The organism is Acinetobacter sp. 102, from assembly GCF_037028485.1.
GTDB classification, from domain to species: domain Bacteria; phylum Pseudomonadota; class Gammaproteobacteria; order Pseudomonadales; family Moraxellaceae; genus Acinetobacter; species Acinetobacter higginsii.
The window spans coordinates 39,414-58,959 of the sequence record NZ_JAZEZK010000007.1 but is presented as its reverse complement, the minus strand read 5'-3'; the positions used below and the strand labels follow the sequence as shown (position 1 = coordinate 58,959).

The window sequence follows — 19,546 nt, the reverse complement described above, 5'->3', positions numbered from 1 at the left end:
TCCTAGTTAAACCATGATTCACGTGCTTTCATGATTAACTGACCCGCTTTGTCATGACCTAAACCTTCGATATCAGAGATATCATCAGTTGCTTGGTCCGCCAAATCATCAACAGTAACCACACCACGCGCCGCCAATGCATACGCAATCTCAGTCGTCATACCTTCCATACCGAGAAGTTCTGCACTTGGCTCTTGAATATTTTCTTGCTGTTTCAATGCATCCGTCAAAGCAGCTTCTTTCGCACGACTTTGTAACAGTTCAACTAAATCTGCTTCAAGCTCGATTTCGTCGAATGTTTCAGCTGGTACATAAGCAATCTCTTCGAGTGAAGTAAAGCCCATTTCTACCAATGCCATTGCCAAGTCTTCTTCAATATCCAGACGTGTAACAAACATATCTAAATATTGTTGTGCTTCATTTTGCTGACGAGCACGATACTCTTCTTCTAACATCATGTCGAGTTTATAACCCGTCAATTCCGATGCTAAACGAACATTTTGTCCTTGCGAACCAATTGCACGCGCTAACTGATCATTGGTTGCAAAGATAATATCTGCACTACGTGCATCTTCATCTAAAACAATACCTGATACATCAGCTGGCTCTAATGCACTTGCAATATATTGTGCTGGGTCATCAGACCACACCACCACATCAATACGTTCACCGTTCAACTCTTGTTGCACTGCTTGGATACGTGTACCACGCATACCAATACATGCACCTACTGGGTCGATACGATGATCATTGGTTTTCACTGCAATTTTAGCACGAACACCTGGTTGACGAGCAGCCGCTTTAATTTCGATAATTTCTTCAGAAATTTCTGGAATTTCTTTTTTCATCAATGCAATCAGCATTTCAGGACGTGCACGAGACAATAATAATTGTGCGCCACGGCCTTCACGATTCACGTTATACAAAATCGCATTGATACGTTGTTTAGGACGTAAAATTTCTTTGTGGATGGTTTCTTCACGCGCTAAATAAGCTTCAGCGTTGTCACCAAGATCAATGATAAAGCCATCTTTAGTTTGCTTTTTCACTTCACCGTAGATCAACTCACCCACTTTAGACTCATAGGCATCCGCAACCAGTGCGCGTTCTGCTTCACGAATCTTTTGTACGATTACTTGTTTTGCAATTTGTGCTGCAATACGACCAAATTCAATTGATTCAACTTCCAACTCACGCACGTCACCGATTGACCACTGAGCAGGGTCTAAATCAGAAATCGCATCTTGGCATGCTGGCATTTCATGATCTTCATCCGCAACCACAGTCCATTGACGGAAAGTACGGTAATCACCCGTTTTACGATCAATCTCAACACGAAGTTGAGCTTCTTCTGAACGTGTGCCTTCGTAAAACTTTTTCTTCGTTGCCGCAACAAGTGCTTGCTCTAACGCTTGGAAGATCGCTTCACGACTAACACCTTTTTCATTACTAACCGTTTCTGCAACGGTAAGAATTTCGCGGCCCATAAGTCACCTACCGATTTCTTATAAAATTAAGTTAATATTAGTCTTGATAGATTAAATTTGCTTTATCAATATTATTACTATCAATTTCAAGCACATGATCACCTTCAACTTCAACTTGAATCATTTCATTTTCTAAGTCTACAGAAAGTAATTTGGCTTGGAATTTACGACGGTTCTCGACAGCAGCAATTAATCGTAAAGCCACTTGTTGCCCGATATAGGCAGGCAGTTGGTTCAATTGGAAAAATGGACGATCCCAACCTGGTGAAGAAACTTCTAAAGCATATTCACCCGAAATTGGATCATGAACATCAAGCATTGCACCCACTTGTTGTGTTACGAGAACACAATCTTGAACGCCAATACCACGCCCGAGTTCAACTTCACCATCTTCTGTTAAGACAGGTTCAACATTCTCATCGACCGCTTTATCAATATAAATGCGTAATAAAGAACGTTTACCTTGTGGTAGGAATTCAATTCCCCACAAATCTACACCACACGCAGCTACAGCTGGTGCAATTAGATCATGCAATGCTTGAGATTTATTTGATAATTTCATTTACTCTCGTCGCTCTCATACGAGCCAATCAATCTTAACCGTATAGTGAAGCACGACTATTTGACCAATTGATGTCGAACAACTACACGATATAGCTAAACAACCAATAAAAAAGGGCGTAAATCGCCCCTATGTTACACAGAAAAGCAATGCCCACTGTGCAAAAAGGCCCACCTTATTGTGAGCCTCTTTTTAGAAACTTGGTAGCGGGAGCTGGATTTGAACCAACGACCTTCGGGTTATGAGCCCGACGAGCTACCAGACTGCTCCATCCCGCATCAACGTGCAAAAATTATATACAAATATGAAAAAAAGTCAATTTAAGTTTTTTCATATTTGCTTGATTAAGTTGCACCTTAATCAAATGGTAGCGGGAGCTGGATTTGAACCAACGACCTTCGGGTTATGAGCCCGACGAGCTACCAGACTGCTCCATCCCGCAACAATACAAACACTGCACACACCAAACTTACTGGTTATTAAGCTTGGTGCGGAAGGGGGGACTTGAACCCCCACGCCCGAAAGCACTACCACCTCAAGGTAGCGTGTCTACCAATTCCACCACCACCGCAGTATTGTGGGACGCATTCTATTCCCTTAAACGCAAAAAGGAAAGTGCTAATTCAACTTATTCAGTTGTTTTTGGTGCAGTTGGTGAAGTTTCAGGCGATGTCGCTGGGGCAGATGTCGACGTTTGAACAGTTTTTAAACTATATGCATCTGTCGTCTGTTTTTTAGCAAATACAGCAAGCGTTAAACTTGTGACAAAAAACAATGCGGTAAAAATCGCAGTTAAACGAGTTAAAAAGTTACCTGCACCTGAGGCACCAAAAACAGTAGCAGCACCGCCACCACCAAATGATGCTCCTGCTTCCGCACCTTTACCTTGTTGTACCAGAACCAAAGCAATAATTAAAATTGCTAAAATGATATGTACAACGAGTATAAAACTATACATTTCAATTCCTCGTTATTTGCTTTGTGCAAATGCTTTTGCGATTTGGTAAAACGATTGTGCATTTAAAGACGCACCACCTACCAAAGCACCATTAATATCTGGACATGCTGCCAATTCAACTGCATTTTCAGCTTTTACACTGCCGCCATAAAGAATCGCCATCTCAGCACCAAATGCCGTGATTTGCTTTAGACCTTCACGAATTTTTGCATGCATGGCTTGAGCATCCGCAGGAGAAGCCGTCTTCCCTGTTCCGATTGCCCAAATAGGCTCATACGCTATCACAATATTTTGCCATTGTTCAGTTTTTACTACAGCGGCCATATCACAGATTTGTTGTAATACCACTTGTTCTGCTGCACCCTGTTCACGTTGCTCTAAGCTTTCGCCCACGCAATAAATGACAGTCAAACCAGCAGTTAATGCATTTCGTAATTTAGCTTTTAAAATTTCGACATCATCGCCAAATAATTCACGACGTTCAGAATGCCCAATTAAAACAAATTCAATACCACTGTCTTTTAACAGTTCGGCGCTCACTTCACCGGTATAGGCACCTGTACCTGCGACACGAGAAACATCTTGCGCAACCGTACAAATCGTTCTCGCTGCATCTTTAAACTGTGTCTGAATGCCGCTTAACGCAATTGCGATTGGCGCAACACCAATATGACATTGCTCAGCTGCAATATCTTCCTGTTGTAATAACTGTTTAAATTCTTCTACTAATTGGAAAGCATTCGCATGCATTGGATTCATTTTCCAATTGCCAACAACCCAAGGAGTAATGCTCGAGTTCGACATACTTCGCCCACCCACTGTTAATTTCTCAAAAATGCTGCATATTTTACACGGATTTTTATAAAATTCAGTTTTTTCTTTTACTGCTGTATAAATGACTAAAAATCATGAAGATCAGTAAAAGCTGCTATTCTACCGTCATAATATTATGGTGTTTCAGTGTAAAATTTAAAGCTTGCCACAATTGAATTGATTTGATTATGGATAAGATTTAATTCAATGAAAGAAAATTAATTTGCAAAAAACTCGATCAGTTCAAAGTTTTCACTATGAATCAAGGCAAAAACAACACTTTCTGTAGTAGTATTTTTGCATAACAAAAGTATAATTTTTAGAATACATATTATAAACATTTATTGTCATAAGGCGGACAGATGTCAGGATTACATACGTCTCCAAAGTTTTCGGGGTTTATTCGACGGTTAGTTGAAGATGGACACATGTCCACCACAACCATGCAAACCGCAATTGACGCGGCTAAAAAAGCACAACAAGACATCGTTGCACATCTGATTGAACAGCATCGTTTATCTCCCCTAACCATTGCTGAAACGATTGCAGCCGAATTCGGTGAACCACTTTTCGATCTGGCTGTATACGATACAGCTTTGCTACCTCGCGATCTGGCAGACAACAAACTCATTCAGAAACATAAAGTTGCACCGTTACTACAACGTGGGCAAATTTTATATGTCGCGACCAGCAATCCAACCAATATTGAAGCATTAGATGCCATTCGCTTTAATACCAAACTCAATATTGAGCCCATCATTGTTGAGCACACAAAACTCGAAAAACTGATTGAACAACAGTTTGGCGATTCTGGCAGTTTCGATTTTGGTGAAAGTGAAGACTTTGATCTCGACATTGATGTAAGTCAAGATCCAAGCAAAGAAGAAGATGACACGCCACAAGGTGATGAGTCTCCAATTGTCAAATACATCAATAAACTATTGATTGATGCGATTCGTATGGGCGCATCCGATTTACATTTCGAACCCTATGAAAAAATGTATCGTGTCCGCTATCGTGTTGATGGTGTACTCCGTCAAATCGCCAACCCACCATTACAAATGGCAACCCGACTCGCCTCACGTTTAAAAGTCATGTCACAAATGGACATTTCTGAAAAACGAATGCCGCAAGATGGACGTATTAAACTTAAACTGTCCAAGACCAAAGCTATCGATTTCCGTGTTAACTCACTACCCACATTGTTTGGAGAAAAGTTGGTACTCCGTATTCTGGACCCATCCAGTGCTATGCTGGGTATTGAAGCACTCGGTTATGAAGATGAGCAAAAAGCCTTATTTATGGATGCACTGGATAAACCACAAGGCATGTTACTAATTACAGGTCCAACGGGCTCTGGTAAAACAGTGTCTTTGTATACGGGTTTAAATATCCTGAATACCGAAGACACCAATATTTCGACCGCCGAAGATCCAGTTGAAATTAACTTGGAAGGAATTAATCAGGTTAACGTCAATCCGAAAACAGGACTTACCTTCTCTGCAGCGCTGAAAGCATTTTTACGTCAAGATCCAGACGTGATCATGGTCGGGGAGATTCGTGATCTGGAAACGGCTGAAATTGCCATTAAAGCCGCACAAACGGGTCATATGGTGATGTCAACTCTGCATACCAACAGCGCGCCAGAGACCCTAACCCGTTTACGCAACATGGGGGTGCCTTCTTTCAACATTGCAACCTCCGTCAATCTGGTAATCGCGCAACGCTTGGCGCGTCGCCTCTGTGGTCAATGTAAAGAAGAGATTGAGATCCCTAAACAAAGCTTGTTGGAACTCGGCTTTACTGAACAAGATTTAAATGACCCTGAATTCAAAATTTTTCAACCTGTCGGTTGCGCTGAATGCCGTGAAGGCTATAAAGGTCGTGTGGGGATTTACGAAGTCATGAAGGTCACGCCAGAAATTTCCAGACTGATTATGGAAGATGGCAATGCCTTACAAATTGCAGCAGCATCAGAACAAGCAGGATTTAATAATCTACGTCGTTCAGGTTTGAAAAAAGTCATGCAGGGAATTACCTCTTTGCAGGAAGTCAACCGAGTAACAAGTGAATAAAATCAATAAAAAGGATTAATAATCATGGCAGCTAAAAAAGCGCAAATGATGCCAACTTTTGCTTATGAAGGGGTCGACCGGAAAGGGGCAAAAATTAAAGGGGAATTACCGGCACGGAATATGGCTTTGGCTAAAGTCACGCTGCGTAAACAAGGGGTAACCATCAAAAATATTCGAGAAAAACGTAAAAATATTCTCGAAGGCTTGATGAAGAAAAAAGTCACCACACTAGATATCACTATCTTCACCCGCCAATTGGCTACGATGATGAAAGCGGGTGTCCCATTGGTACAAGGCTTTGAAATTGTCGCGGAGGGATTAGAAAATCCATCCATGCGTGAAGTGGTTCTAGGTATTAAAGGCGAAGTTGAAGGGGGTAATACCTTTGCTGGCGCACTCAAAAAATATCCTCAATATTTTGACAACCTATTTTGCTCTTTGGTTGAATCCGGTGAACAGTCTGGTGCGCTTGAAACCATGTTAGATCGCGTCGCGATTTATAAAGAGAAAAGTGAATTACTGAAACAAAAAATTAAAAAAGCCATGAAATATCCAATCACAGTCGTTGTGGTTGCTGTGATTGTGACGATTATTTTGATGGTCAAAGTAGTCCCCGTATTCCAAGATTTATTTAGCTCTTTTGGTGCAGATCTCCCCGCCTTTACCAAAATGGTGGTAGAAATGTCAAAATGGATGCAGGAATACTGGTTTATTCTGATTATTGTGATTGGAGCCATTATTGCGTCTTTTCTTGAAGCCAAAAAACGCAGTAAAAAATTCAGAGATCTACTGGATAAAATGGCACTCAAAGCTCCTATTTTCGGAGATTTAGTCTATAAAGCCATTATTGCACGTTATAGTCGTACGCTTGCGACGACATTTGCAGCAGGGGTTCCGCTGATTGATGCACTTGAATCTACTGCTGGTGCAACCAATAACGTCATTTATGAAGAAGCCGTCATGAAAATTCGTGAAGATGTGGCAACAGGCCAACAATTACAATTTGCGATGCGTGTTTCTAACCGTTTTCCGTCGATGGCGATTCAAATGGTCGCAATTGGCGAAGAGTCTGGTGCCCTAGACAGTATGCTCGACAAAGTTGCGACACATTATGAAAATGAAGTCGACAATGCCGTCGATGGCTTAACCTCAATGATGGAACCTTTAATCATGGCAATTCTTGGGGTGTTGGTCGGTGGTCTGGTCATCGCCATGTATTTACCAATCTTCCAAATGGGTTCTGTGGTCTAATCCTTATGCAACAATTTTTTTCTTATTTTATTGAAAACCCAACCGCTCTTTATCTCGTGGTTGGGCTTTTTAGTTTATGCATCGGCAGTTTTTTAAATGTTGTCATTTTTCGTACTCCCCGCATGATGGAGCAGGAGTGGCAGCAAGAATGTCAAATGCTGTTACACCCAGAACAACCCACCATTGATCAAAGTAAACTGACTTTAAGCCAACCAGCCTCAACCTGTCCGAAATGTGACTCGCCTATTCGTTGGTATCAAAATATCCCAGTGATTAGTTGGTTAGCTCTTCGTGGTAAATGTGGGACGTGCCAGAATCCGATCAGTATCCGTTATCCACTGATTGAATTACTCACGATGATCTGTTCTTTGGTTGTAGTTGCAGTCTTCGGTGCAACCATCCAAATGCTGTTTGGTCTAATCTTAACTTGGGTACTGATTGCCTTAACGTTTATTGATTTTGACACTCAACTGCTGCCTGATCGTTTTACCCTACCCTTAGCTGCTTTGGGTTTGGGAATAAATAGCTATGCAATTTACACGACAGCCAGTGCCGCAATTTGGGGTTATTTAATTGGTTTCCTATGCCTTTGGATTGTTTATTATATTTTTAAACTGATTACAGGCAAGGAAGGTATGGGCTATGGTGACTTCAAACTCCTCGCAGCCTTAGGCGCTTGGATGGGGCCAATGCTGCTGCCTTTAATTGTGTTACTCTCTTCAATGCTTGGCGCAATTATTGGTATTATCTTGATAAAAGTGCGCGGTGAAAATCAACCTTTTGCATTTGGTCCTTATATTGCGATTGCAGGTTGGATTGCATTTTTATGGGGTGATCAGATTATGAAAGTTTATCTAGGTGGTTAATATGCGTTTTATCTTGGGCATTACAGGTGGTATTGGTAGTGGAAAATCGGCTGCTACACAATGGTTTGAATCCCAAGGTATTGCCGTGGTCGATGCAGATGTAGTAGCCCGAGAAGTGGTTGAACCAGGTCAGCCCGCTTTGCAAGCGATTCAACAAGCATTTGGTGACTGGGTCTTATTGGAAGATGGTAGTCTCGATCGGCGTGCACTCCGTGAACATATCTTCCAATTTCCAGAAGCACGCCAAAACTTAGAAAACATTACCCATCCGGCCATTCGTCAGTCGATTATTCAGCAATTACAACAAGCTGAAAGCCCATATGTGATTTTAGTTTCACCACTCTTATTTGAAACCAATCAGCATGAGCTGGTTCAGCACACCCTACTGGTCGATGCTGATGAACAAACACAACTACAACGTGCCAGCCAACGTGATGGACAGAATGAGGAACAAATTCGAAAAATTATTGCCGCACAAATGCCACGCAGCCAAAAACAGCAGTTGGCAAATGATATCGTGATCAATGATGGGCTGTTAGAACATCTCCATCAACAGCTCAAACCTTTGCACTTCAGTTATTTACAACGAGCAGAACACACTTTTTAGCCTTGTTTCTGTTTAGCGAGTTGAGTCGCTAAAGTATCTTTACGCAGCCATCGCCATGGCTGCAAAGCACCAATTCCCATCCCGATCAAGCCACACACAATCGCGGCATTCAGCGGCTCATTCAATAAAGGAACTGCCACAGCAGCAGCAATAAATGGTGCCAATGTGACAATGCTACCGGTCTTAAATGCACCCAAACGCTCAATCGCAGCTACATAAGTCAACGTTGCCACGATCACCACCAAGACACCATGAAACAGCCCTTGAATCAATAAATGTACAGGAGCTGCATCTTGAAAATGCTTAGGAATAAATAAAATATAAATCGGTAAATAAATAATCGCCGACCAAATCACCACGCCAGCGGTTGCATGCCAAGCTGATAATTTCCATTGTTTCAGCAATACTGTAAAAATCCCCCACCACACTGCACTGATAAAAAGTAGTAAATCTCCTACGCCTAATGCCGAAGCTTGATCATGCAGCATGAGATAACTCATCAGCATCAAAGCTGCCATCATAATTATTAAACTGAACCAAGTGTGTTTATCAAAAGGCTGTCTAAATAATACATAAGCAGCCACAGCGGTACACAAGGGAATACAACCATTGAGAAAGATAGCGGCATGCGCTGCTGGCGCATGTGAAAAAGCGTTATAGACGGTGAGACAATAAACCAAGCCACCGATCAGTGCCAAAATGATTGGACGTGAATCCCACAAAAATGCGAAATCTTTTTTATAGATTAAGACTGGGAGCAGAATCAAAGAAGCAATCGCAAAGCGCATTGCCACCAGATCCCAGACACTGACATGCCAATGTGCATTGAGACGGGAAAAAATGGTAAATCCGCCCCAAATACACATGGTAATAAAGACAAAGAAATAGCCTTGCGTACGGATGGTCATCTGAGTTTACATTGCCAACATTTGGCTAAATTATACAGCACTACGCTGACGACACGCCTCATAAAGTGCCATACCTGTTGCCACACTGACATTCAGACTTTGTAGATCACCAGACATTGGAATATAAACGGTATGATCACATTGTGACTGAGTAATTGGACGAAGTCCCGTATCTTCTGCACCCATCACAATCACGACAGGACCTTTGAAATCACATTGTTGTATCGGCAATGCTTTCTCATCCAGCATCGTCCCGATCACACGGGTATGAGTGGTGTCTTTTAAATGCGCTAGGGTTCGAGCGAGGTTAGTGACTTGAATAAATTTCACTTTTTCAGCGCCGCCTGCTGCAACTTTACGTGCTGTCGGGGTTAAACTGGCTGAACGATCACGGGGAACAATCACCGCCTGAACACCCATCGCAGCCGCAGTACGAATACATGCGCCCAGATTATGCGGATCAGTCACTTGGTCAAGTGCTAACAACAATGCATCTGGCGACTGTTGCATGATTTCATCCAAATCTTTTTCATTTAAGGTTGGATGTGGACGCACAGCAGCCACCACACCTTGATGAAATGGTAGCCCTGCAAGCTTTTCCAAGCTATCACGACTGGCTTTTTGTACACTGATACCAAAAGGCTCTGCCAACTGCAAAATTTTTTGCAAACGCTGATCATCACGACCTTTCAATGTAAATAAAGTCAAAACGCGTTCAGGCTCCAACTCCAACAATGACTCAACTGAATGAACGCCATAATAATATTCGGGTTTTGCCATGAACGACCTCGTTTAGAAGCTCCTCTTTTATCAAGAGGATATTAGGGAATTTTAAAAAAATAAAAATCCTGCAAAGGAACTTTACAGGATTTTCTTTGAGCGTAGTGTACTCGATTTAAGAAGGAATAGGTTAACCTTCTAAATGGCAAACATAATCGAGTACTTCATCTGCTTCAATGTGAAACATGCTATTTCCAGGTACATAAAAAGACTGACCTGCGCGGAATAATTCACTTTCAGTGCTATCTGCGATTTTGACACGACATTCACCAGAAATAATTTCCATACGCTCTGGCACATGTGTTTCGAACGTTAACGCTTGTTCAGTAGGTAAAATAACACCTAAAGTCTTTTTTGTACCATCTTCAAATTGTACAGTATGGCTAATACACGCCCCACCAAAATACACATTCGATTTCTTAATGACCGTTACATGATCAAATTGCACTGAACTCATGCGTACTCTCCAAATAATGCCGCATTTATATTAGATTATGCTGGACGTAGTTTAATTGTGCCGTGACAACTAATCAATCCATTTTCTAGGCTAAACATAGCAATTTTCATACCTGAGCGAGGATTAACAAAGCGAAGCTTTGTCCGAGCGCAAGTCGAACAGCTATGCTGTGAGTGGCGAGAAAAAACAAAGCAACGCTTTGTCTGGGCGCAAGGCGAGCAGCTATGCTGCGAGTGAAGAGGATTAACAAAGCATAAGAAGCATCGCTTCACAAGGTTCGGGCGCAAGAGCGCCATATATGACTCATATGCTGCGAGTGGTAAGGATTAATAAAGCTAAGCATAAGGCCTACCGCTTTTTTACCCATGACTCAGAAATACAAAGTGAAACGTTCTCTTAAACTTACAAACAATCAGCAATTCCTCAGTAAATCAGGAAAATCCTGTATTCCGCTCTTGTCGTCACTTTAAAACTTCTCTATCTTTAAGCAAAAGATTCCGTGCATTGGATGCGTTTATGCTCACCCATTTAACTTTAATTAATTTTGCACTCGCCGACCATCTGGCTTTAGACATTGAACAAGGCTTCAATGTGCTGACTGGTGAAACTGGTGCGGGCAAATCATTACTGTTAGATGCACTTTCAGCATGCTTAGGTGAACGCACTGATACCAATTATGTGCGTTATGGTGCAGACAAAGCCGATGTTACCGCTGTGTTTAGTTATCAGCCCCAAAGTGCGGAAGCACATTGGCTCACCGAACATGAATTGGATGATGATTCAGGTGAGATCCATTTAAGACGTGTGATTTTTGCCACAGGTCGCAGCAAAGCATGGATTAACGGTCGCCCAAGCAGCTTGGCAGAACTCAAAGAAATTGGGCGTTTACTGGTTCAACTCTATAGCCAACATAGCCAGCAACAATTACTCGAACCACCCTATCCAAAACATTGGCTCGATCGTTATCATAATTTTGCCGAACCTTCGCAAGCAGTCCGTGAAGCGTATAGCACATGGCAACGAAATATTCGGCAACATCAAGCCGCTTTAGATGCACAAGCGACACGTATTCAAAAAATACAAAGCCTAGAGTCCCAAATAGAAGAGCTTGAAGAGGTTGTTCAAACCGATTATCGCGAAACAGAACAAGAATTTGATCGTCTCAGCCATCATGAACATATCATGCAGGACTGTAGTTATAGCCTCAATGTCTTGGATGAAGCGGAACAAAATATCACCCAAGAAGTTGCCTCAATCATTCGTCGCTTAGAATCTCATGCAGGTCGTAGCGAACAGTTAGCCAATATTTATAACTCTTTATTAAATGCACAAAGCGAAATAGACGATGCAACCGCAAGTTTACGTCAGTTTATTGATCGTCAAAGCTTTGACCCTGAACGCATGGAACACTTGAATGCCACCCTCGAAGTCTTCCATCGTCTAGCACGTAAACACCGCACTCAACCGGAATTACTGAAACAAGAATATGAAACTTGGCAGCAAGAATTAGAGCAACTGCACCAACTTGAAGATCCAGAAACGCTGGCCGAACAAGTTGAAGTTTCATATCAGGCATTTATTCAAGCTGCGCAACATCTGGATGATATTCGTCGTGCAGCCGCAATTCCATTGGCGAAACAACTGACTGAACAAGTTAAACCATTGGCACTCCCTGAAGCACATTTTGAGTTTAAATTTGAACCACAAGAACCCAATGCAGAAGGTCTAAGCTTTATTCAGCTTCTCTTTACTGCAAATAAAGGGATTCCACCGCAACCATTGGCACGCGTTGCATCAGGTGGTGAGTTATCTCGTATTGCACTGGTAATGCAAGTGATGAATGCAGAAAAAACCGATGCAGAAGTGTTGGTCTTTGATGAAATTGATGTGGGAATCAGTGGTGGCACAGCAGAAGTGGTGGGCCGCTTACTGGCTGATCTGGCACAACATGTCCAATTATTATGTATCACACATCAGGCACAAGTTGCAGCACAGTCAGATCAACATTTATTGGTGAAAAAACAACAGACAGACCCAGCCAGCAGTACCATCATCGAGTTGGGAGAGGAACAGCGTATCCTCGAATTGGCCCGCATGTCTGGCGGGGTCGAAATTAGCGAAACCACCTTACAACATGCACGCCAACTGCGTCAGCTTAAGTTCCAAACGGCCTAATTAAAGCGATAAAATTTCAGAAAAAGATTGGCGAAATCCGATTAACTCTTGTATGTTGATAAAAAGAACCTATATAGATAAATCAACACAATACATTGATGGAGAATCGCCTAGGTGACGAAACAATATTTAACTCACCGTTGTCTCATCGCTCCACCAGACATGGCAGATGACTTTTTTGCCAATACAGTCATCTATATTGCTCGCCATGACGAAGACGGCGCTCAAGGCATCATTATCAACCGACCTTCAGACTTACAAATCAAAGAATTACTCAATGATTTAGAGATTGATGCAGATAACGTACATCCTCATGCGGTATTGCAAGGTGGTCCTTTGCGCCCTGAAGCTGGCTTTGTGCTTCATACTGGTCAACCGACATGGCATTCATCCATTGCGATTGGTGAAAATGTCTGTATCACCACCAGTAAAGATATTCTGGATGCGATTGCACATAACGAAGGTGTTGGACGTTATCAAATTGCCTTGGGTTACGCCAGCTGGAGTAAGAATCAGCTCGAAGAAGAAATGATCCGGGGAGATTGGCTGATCTGTGAGTCGGATATGGATTTGATTTTTAATCTGCCTTATCACGATCGCTGGGATGCTGCTTACAAGAAAATTGGGGTAGACCGCACGTGGTTTGCTTCTGAGATTGGCCATGCCTGATATGCAAACACCCCAATCCATCATGGCTTTTGACTTTGGTACCCAAAAAATGGGGATGGCGATGGGTCAATCCAGTATTGAAAGTAGCAATCCCCTACCATTATTTCCAATGAAAGATGGTATTCCAGACTGGGATAAATTATTAAAGATTGTCAAAGAATGGCAACCCAATTTATTTATCGTGGGCTTACCACTGAATATGGATGATAGTGAATCTGAACTGTCTGCTCGGGCGCGAAAATTCGCCCGCCGTTTACGCCACCAAACCAATATTGAAACTTGGATGGTGGATGAGCGCCTAACCACACGGGAGGCCAGAGAAGAACTCGAATTTTATCAAAGTAAAGGTCAGGCAAAACGTTTATCTGCTGATAGCTTTGCAGCGGCGCTATTGATTCAGAGCTGGTATCGCGACCCAGCTGGAATTACACCTTAAAAATATCCCCATAAGATTCAATCGCCTAGTGCTATACATACCACTAGGCGATTATGTAAAACTCAAAGCACGTTTCACGAATAAGATAAGATTTTTAACCTTAATTGAATTACTTCTCGATAATTCTCACTGTTGCCGTCCGCCCAGAAACAAAGGCCAATGGATTTTTCGGCTGCTCATCCAATACAATTTTCACTGGTACGCGCTGTGCCAAACGTACCCAACTAAAGGTTGGATTCACATTGGCCAATAAGTTTGAACTACCAGAACGCTCACGATCTTCAATCCCGCTAGCAATACCTTGCACATGACCGCGAATTCTTTGCTTATCACCCATTAACTGTACGGTTGCAGCATCACCGACATGGATACGGTTCAGCTTGGTCTCTTCAAAATAACCGACGACATAGAGCTGATGACGGTCTAATAAAGCAGCAACCGCCTGTCCTACCTTCACATAATTACCCACCCGTAAGTCAAAGTTCGACAAGGTGCCATCCGCAGGTGCAACTACTTCAGAACGATTAAGATTCAACTCAGCCAAATGTAGGCTGCTGGTTGCCACTTCGATTAATGCTTGCTGCTGTTGAATGGCTGCATTGGCTTGCTCAATACTGGCAGTGAGCTGCTCACGCTCAGCAACAGCTTGATCACGAGTCGCAAAAACCTGATCTTGCTCTTGTTTAGAAATCGCACCATCCATCAAGCTGGCATAACGTGCTGCATTTTTCTCAGCCAGTTTCATATTGGCCTCAGTTTTCACTAAACTCGCTTTCGAACCTGCTAAATTTGCATGTGCTTGTGCTAAACCTGCTTTGGCTTTGGCAAGATCTGATTTGGCTTGTTCAACATCCAAAGCCTGACGTGCCACATCAATCTTGAACAGAACCTGCCCTTTTTTTACCGTCTGGTTGTCTTGTACCAAGACTTCAGTCACCAAACCATTTACATCAGAAGCAACCTGAATCACATCACCACGTACACGTCCATCGCGTGTCCACGGTGCTGCATTGTAGTAATTCCATAAATGCACGATGGTGTAAACGGCAATCACAACTGCAACCAGCAATACAATTGGACGTATAACTTTTCTTACATCAAATGCACTCATGTTTATTACCTCTACCACCTTTCTTTAAATCATTAAATTTTAGAATGAGCATTTCATCCAAGACCTCAGGCCCACAGCCAAACAAACAGACAATGCACCATTAGCATCAAACCCAAGTAAAAGCACAAATTGAAAATACTGGGCAATGCAATCCAGCCTTTGATGACCAAACGATCAACTAAGGGGCTGAGTAGCTTAAACAGTACATAAGCAACAATGGCTTGTACCAAAAGGATTGGGATATAAACCCCATAAAGATTCATTTCACCCATGAGATACCCCTAAACCATATCTGTCCGAATACATCTGTTCGATTGAGACATGACCAATACTTTCACAAATATTATTCAGTGAAATGAGCAGCCGTTGCCGCAACTGCACATCTTCAATCTGATGAGAGATGTCTTGTAAACGTTCTATTTGTTGCACAATCTGAATCGGAAAATGATGAATTGAAAGTTGCTTTTCTTGGCTTTGAAAATAATCTGCCAACTGCTGTTGTAACTGGTTCAAGCCATTTTGTAGCTCCAACAATTGTGGCAATTTTTGGCTTATTTCTTGCAAACGAACTAAATCGACAATCGAACTACTTTCAACCAATGCATTGTGAATGGCCGTTTTCACCTCTGGGTTTTGTACCATCTTGGTATTTAATACCCCAACACGGTCCAACATACTACGTAAATGAATTTTAAAATCAGTGCCATAAGACAGATGCAAAGCTTGGCGCATCGCTTGGTAATGCAAAGCTAAAATTCGCGTCGCGCTGGTATCTGGTGAAACAGCACGCACCAAATCAATCACAATCAGGGACACCAAAACGCCTAACACCATGGCAAAGGAACTATCCAGATAAGACACAGCATCCATCGTATATTTGTTGTGTAGGTTCAACCCCATCATGGTATTAATCCCCAGTACCATCCCCACAGGCATCAACATCTGATTGGCCATCAAGGTCACAGCAACCAGGAATACCGGAAATAGCACCAATGCCAATTGCCAGAAATGAGTGATATGCGGAAAGATTCCAAAAGCATAGATGAAAACTAAACCCGCCGAGACAATGCTGCCCCAAATAAAAATACGTAATACAGGTACAGGATTATCCAAGGCCGTTAAGATACAGGCCGTAATCGCCCCCATCTGCGCCATCATAAAGCCCGCTTTCCAACCCGAAAGAATCCAAGCTGCGGTCACAATAAAAGTAATCAACACCGCACTGATGCCGCCACGAACGGCAATACCATGATCCCGATGCAAACTTGGATACTTGGTGGTGATTGCAGTAATTTCAGTTGGAATCTCTTTATTGCCTTGCTGAATCTGCTGCCAAATCAATTTCACTGCCAGCATATTGGCAATAAAGTGGCGAACGTCCATCTTCAAGGCACCCAATACAATTTGCTGTTCAGCTGTGGCTTGCGCAATCAGCTCGGCAAAATCTTCTTCGAATCTAGTGGGTAAACCCTGCAAATCACTGGGTTGAACAATGCGCTCTTGCTTTAAAAAAGCCAATGTATCTTGGCGGATACGATTTAAATGCGGCCTAAGATTGCTCAATTGCATTTGTTCAAGTTGTTTCACCCGTTGCGATAAAGCCACCAGATTGGCCACCACCAATGACACCTGATGCAGCATTTCCTGCAAGGTTTTGGTCATGCCTTTTAACTCACCTTTTTCATAAGCCAAATGTACGGCTAAAGCATGAATATCAGCTGTATCACGGGTAATCACAGACAAAATTTGCGTATAGTTTTCTGGTGTTTCTTGAACAGTGATCAGCTTTTCAAAGGTACTTTCCAGATCATTCAGGGTTTTATTAACCCGCTGTTTAATCATTGCACCAACATGCACAGGGAAAAAGGTTGCTGAAACCACGGCGGTTGAAATCACCCCCACAGAAATCTCAAGCACACGAGCCAAGGCAATATCAAAAATATTATAGGTATCAATATAGGTAATCGCGTTATACACAATCATGGCGGTTGAATAACCCGCTAGCATGAATACATAGCTTCGTGGTGTCCGGTCGAGCAAAGAGACGTAGAGTGCAAAGCCCACCCACAAGGACAAAATAATGGTAAACAGCCAAGGGGTATTAATAAAATGGGGGGTCAGAAACAAAGCAATCATGGCCCCTGCAACCGTTCCCACCAAGCGATAGACACATTTTGAAGACACCATCCCCGAATAGGGACTGGCAATAATCAACACCGTACCAATCGACCACATCGGATTAATCAAATCCAATTCAAACGAAATAAACAGTGCCAACATGCCTGCTACAAAGGTTTTGCAGGCAAATATGAGGTCAAGCCGACTCGGTCTAAAAGCCAACAGCTGTTTAAATAGCATGAGTATGTCTCGGTTCAGCGTCAGTTTAATCACGCATGTCATCACTAAAAAAGTGACAAGCTGTCCAGACTGATTTGAAAGCATTCAGATCAGGGCAAGTGCGATGAGTGAAACTGGATATAAGGAGTGATCTGCAATACTTAGCATTTTTAGGCGTTTTCAGCTAAAAATAATTATCCACATAAGACATTGCATAGCTTATTTTTTCAAAATCGAGTAAATTAGTCAACATAAATTATCACCATTTGATAATTTTTCATTTTAATTTAAAATAATCACAATAAAATTTATCATTTTTCTCAGTATTCACCCTAAACGATTGATCTCGGATGATCAGATTTAAAAGTACATACACGACCTTTCGCTTTTCTGTTATAAAGCAATAAAAGTTCGGTTTTCACGTTATTTTGTAAGGAGTAGGCGTCCCATCATGGCAATTTCGAGTTTTGGTAAAATTCTTACTGTACTGGATTTATTTTCAGTTTCACGTCCGATTATCAATGTCGATATCATTTGTGATGAGCTTGCGCTATCCAAACCTACCGCTTATCGTTATCTCAAAGAACTGGTTTCGACAGACATCTTAAAACGGATTAGTGGTACATCGGGTGACTATACGCTTGGCTCTAAAATTGCCGTTTTAGATTATATTTCCCACAGCACTGACCCGCTGATTCAAATCAGCATTCCCTTTATGCGCGATATCGTGGAACGTACCGAACTGTGCTGCTTATTAACCTATTTAAATCATGATTATTGTATCGACCTACATCATGAGACCTTTAAAGATGCCGAATTACTCTCTTTTGGCCGAGGTTGTCCACGCCCTGTTTACGTCGGTGCTTCACCCAAGATCGTGATTGCACATTTAAGCAAGCAACGTATTCAAGCCTATTATCAGCAGTTTTCAAAAGAATTGGCACAAGTTGGATTTGCTCAGACTCAGGATGAATTCATCCAGCACATGCGGAAAATCAAAAAACAGGGCTTCTACTTATCCCAAGGTGAAATCGATCCTCAACTGTGCAGTTTGTCTGTGCCGATCCGTTTCTCCAACAAAGAAGCGCCGATTGCGCTCACATTAGTGGCTTCAAAGAATCGTTTTGACTTCATCAACATTCAAAAGTTAATTGAAATTTTGCAAAATAATGCGGCTCAAATTGAACATAAATTTGCAACACTGTCTGAGAACCAAGGCAACCCCATTTGAGAATATTAAAAAACATTTACATTTTACACGGTTGTAAATTTCAGCAAATTCTCATATGATGATTATGTTCTTCAGCATACTCTCCCAAAAGAGCATGGCTTTCCTCAGAGAACTAAGCTCATCGTTGTATGGGCTTTTTTCTTGTCTAGCCATTCATCAGGCAATAAAAAAGCCCTCTTTCTAGAAGGCTTTTTAAATATTAGCTTTGTAATACGATTAAGGCTGTTTTAAGTACGGCCATGCTGCTTTCAAATAAATAAACATCGACCATAGGGTGAGAATCACAGCAGCGTACAGTAAGGCATAGGCCCATATTTCCAAAGGCTTCCAGTTCAATAAGAACACACTAATCGCAATCATTTGGAAAGCTGTTTTGTATTTTCCAACAGTCGACACTGCAACACTGGTACGAGCACCTAACTCTGCCATCCACTCACGTAGCGCAGAAACGGTAATCTCTCGCGAAATAATTACAATCGCAGCAAAAGCCATTGAAATATTCGGCTGCCATTGCACCAATACAATCAGTGCTGCTGCAACCATCAACTTATCTGCGACTGGATCAAGGAACCGCCCAAAAGCAGAGCTTTGATTTAAAGTTCGTGCCAAATAGCCATCCAACCAATCTGTCACCGCAGCAAGTACAAATACCGCTGTCAGTATCAGATGACGCATCATTCCCCCATGATGCTCAGCAATTCCAATTGCCGGTGGCCAATAAGCAATCACCAAGAAAACAGGAATTAGGGCAATACGTGCCAAAGTTAAAATATTAGGAATGTTCAGGATTTGCCCTGTACTCATAAACACCGCCATGTTGTTC

At 42.1% G+C, this 19,546-nt stretch carries 19 protein-coding genes and 3 tRNA genes; 8 read left to right on the top strand and 14 right to left on the bottom strand.

Annotated elements, in window-relative coordinates; all coding sequences use genetic code 11:
- Nucleotides 1-2: 2 nt before the first annotated feature.
- From nusA to tpiA, 7 genes are all read right to left on the bottom strand, one after another.
- Entirely contained in the window at nt 3-1,487 is a 1,485-nt protein-coding gene (gene nusA, locus WA352_RS08580; RefSeq protein WP_004802322.1) for a transcription termination factor NusA, read from the bottom strand.
- Between the two features lie 37 nt (nt 1,488-1,524).
- Complete coding sequence (rimP, locus tag WA352_RS08575; RefSeq protein ID WP_005314955.1) at nt 1,525-2,049, bottom strand: ribosome maturation factor RimP; 525 nt, start codon at nt 2,047-2,049, stop codon at nt 1,525-1,527.
- Nucleotides 2,050-2,250: 201 nt separating this feature from the next.
- Nucleotides 2,251-2,327, bottom strand: a tRNA-Met gene (locus WA352_RS08570).
- A gap of 87 nt (nt 2,328-2,414) precedes the next feature.
- Nucleotides 2,415-2,491: transfer RNA gene (locus tag WA352_RS08565), tRNA-Met, on the bottom strand.
- Nucleotides 2,492-2,535: 44 nt separating this feature from the next.
- Nucleotides 2,536-2,620: transfer RNA gene (locus WA352_RS08560), tRNA-Leu, on the bottom strand.
- Nucleotides 2,621-2,677: 57 nt separating this feature from the next.
- Nucleotides 2,678-3,007 (bottom strand): preprotein translocase subunit SecG, encoded by a 330-nt coding sequence (gene secG / locus WA352_RS08555; protein ID WP_004802318.1) that lies wholly within the window; start codon nt 3,005-3,007, stop codon nt 2,678-2,680.
- A 12-nt stretch (nt 3,008-3,019) separates the two neighbouring features.
- Complete coding sequence (gene tpiA / locus WA352_RS08550) at nt 3,020-3,811, bottom strand: triose-phosphate isomerase (RefSeq protein ID WP_005314950.1); 792 nt, start codon at nt 3,809-3,811, stop codon at nt 3,020-3,022.
- A 371-nt stretch (nt 3,812-4,182) separates the two neighbouring features.
- On the opposite strand from tpiA, the gene pilB reads away from it, so the two are divergent.
- The 4 genes from pilB to coaE are packed head-to-tail and all read left to right on the top strand — an operon-like array spanning nt 4,183 to nt 8,619.
- A complete protein-coding gene (gene pilB, locus WA352_RS08545; protein WP_005314945.1) occupies nt 4,183-5,895 on the top strand; it encodes a type IV-A pilus assembly ATPase PilB in 1,713 nt (570 codons plus the stop codon).
- Between the two features lie 24 nt (nt 5,896-5,919).
- Nucleotides 5,920-7,146, top strand: a complete 1,227-nt coding sequence (locus WA352_RS08540; RefSeq protein WP_005314943.1) for a type II secretion system F family protein — start codon at nt 5,920-5,922, stop codon at nt 7,144-7,146.
- Nucleotides 7,147-7,151: 5 nt separating this feature from the next.
- Entirely contained in the window at nt 7,152-8,012 is an 861-nt protein-coding gene (locus WA352_RS08535; RefSeq protein WP_005314940.1) for a prepilin peptidase, read from the top strand.
- 1 nt (nt 8,013) lies between these two features.
- Nucleotides 8,014-8,619, top strand: a complete 606-nt coding sequence (gene coaE, locus WA352_RS08530) for a dephospho-CoA kinase (RefSeq protein ID WP_005314937.1) — start codon at nt 8,014-8,016, stop codon at nt 8,617-8,619.
- On the opposite strand, the gene WA352_RS08525 is transcribed toward coaE, so the two are convergent.
- The 3 genes from WA352_RS08525 to ppnP form a co-directional block, all read right to left on the bottom strand.
- The gene (locus WA352_RS08525; protein WP_005314935.1) at nt 8,616-9,527 is read right to left on the bottom strand and encodes a DMT family transporter; all 912 of its coding nucleotides are present in this window, start codon (nt 9,525-9,527) and stop codon (nt 8,616-8,618) included. The two genes, coaE and WA352_RS08525, sit on opposite strands and share 4 nt — an antisense overlap.
- A 30-nt stretch (nt 9,528-9,557) precedes the next feature.
- On the bottom strand, nt 9,558-10,307 hold the full coding sequence (rlmB, locus tag WA352_RS08520) for a 23S rRNA (guanosine(2251)-2'-O)-methyltransferase RlmB (protein ID WP_004802304.1): 750 nt from the start codon (nt 10,305-10,307) through the stop codon (nt 9,558-9,560).
- Between the two features lie 130 nt (nt 10,308-10,437).
- Nucleotides 10,438-10,764, bottom strand: a complete 327-nt coding sequence (gene ppnP, locus WA352_RS08515; RefSeq protein ID WP_004802302.1) for a pyrimidine/purine nucleoside phosphorylase — start codon at nt 10,762-10,764, stop codon at nt 10,438-10,440.
- A 516-nt stretch (nt 10,765-11,280) separates the two neighbouring features.
- Between ppnP and recN the strand changes: the two genes are divergently transcribed.
- The 3 genes from recN to ruvX all read left to right on the top strand — a co-directional run bounded on the left by recN (nt 11,281) and on the right by ruvX (nt 14,044).
- Nucleotides 11,281-12,939 carry a DNA repair protein RecN gene (gene recN / locus WA352_RS08510; RefSeq protein WP_005314931.1) on the top strand — a complete coding sequence of 553 codons (1,659 nt, stop codon included), beginning with the start codon at nt 11,281-11,283 and terminating at the stop codon, nt 12,937-12,939.
- Between the two features lie 114 nt (nt 12,940-13,053).
- Nucleotides 13,054-13,608, top strand: a complete 555-nt coding sequence (locus WA352_RS08505) for a YqgE/AlgH family protein (RefSeq protein WP_004802298.1) — start codon at nt 13,054-13,056, stop codon at nt 13,606-13,608.
- Nucleotides 13,601-14,044, top strand: a complete 444-nt coding sequence (ruvX, locus tag WA352_RS08500; RefSeq protein WP_005314927.1) for a Holliday junction resolvase RuvX — start codon at nt 13,601-13,603, stop codon at nt 14,042-14,044. The genes WA352_RS08505 and ruvX overlap by 8 nt, the downstream gene beginning before the upstream one ends.
- Before the next feature lie 109 nt (nt 14,045-14,153).
- On the opposite strand, the gene WA352_RS08495 is transcribed toward ruvX, so the two are convergent.
- The 3 genes from WA352_RS08495 to WA352_RS08485 all read right to left on the bottom strand — a co-directional run bounded on the left by WA352_RS08495 (nt 14,154) and on the right by WA352_RS08485 (nt 17,513).
- Nucleotides 14,154-15,155 carry an HlyD family secretion protein gene (locus WA352_RS08495; protein ID WP_005200512.1) on the bottom strand — a complete coding sequence of 334 codons (1,002 nt, stop codon included), beginning with the start codon at nt 15,153-15,155 and terminating at the stop codon, nt 14,154-14,156.
- Between the two features lie 65 nt (nt 15,156-15,220).
- Nucleotides 15,221-15,427: a DUF1656 domain-containing protein gene (locus tag WA352_RS08490; protein WP_005314924.1), complete on the bottom strand. Its 207-nt coding sequence runs from the start codon at nt 15,425-15,427 to the stop codon at nt 15,221-15,223.
- Nucleotides 15,420-17,513 (bottom strand): FUSC family protein, encoded by a 2,094-nt coding sequence (locus WA352_RS08485; RefSeq protein ID WP_005314922.1) that lies wholly within the window; start codon nt 17,511-17,513, stop codon nt 15,420-15,422. The genes WA352_RS08490 and WA352_RS08485 overlap by 8 nt, the downstream gene beginning before the upstream one ends.
- Nucleotides 17,514-17,943: 430 nt before the next feature.
- Here WA352_RS08485 and WA352_RS08480 point away from each other — a divergent pair, with 430 nt between their 5' ends.
- A complete protein-coding gene (locus WA352_RS08480) occupies nt 17,944-18,723 on the top strand; it encodes an IclR family transcriptional regulator (protein WP_005314920.1) in 780 nt (259 codons plus the stop codon).
- A gap of 216 nt (nt 18,724-18,939) precedes the next feature.
- Here WA352_RS08480 and pgsA read toward each other — a convergent pair whose 3' ends face one another.
- A complete protein-coding gene (gene pgsA, locus WA352_RS08475) occupies nt 18,940-19,527 on the bottom strand; it encodes a CDP-diacylglycerol--glycerol-3-phosphate 3-phosphatidyltransferase (protein WP_004802289.1) in 588 nt (195 codons plus the stop codon).
- Nucleotides 19,528-19,546 lie beyond the last annotated feature (19 nt).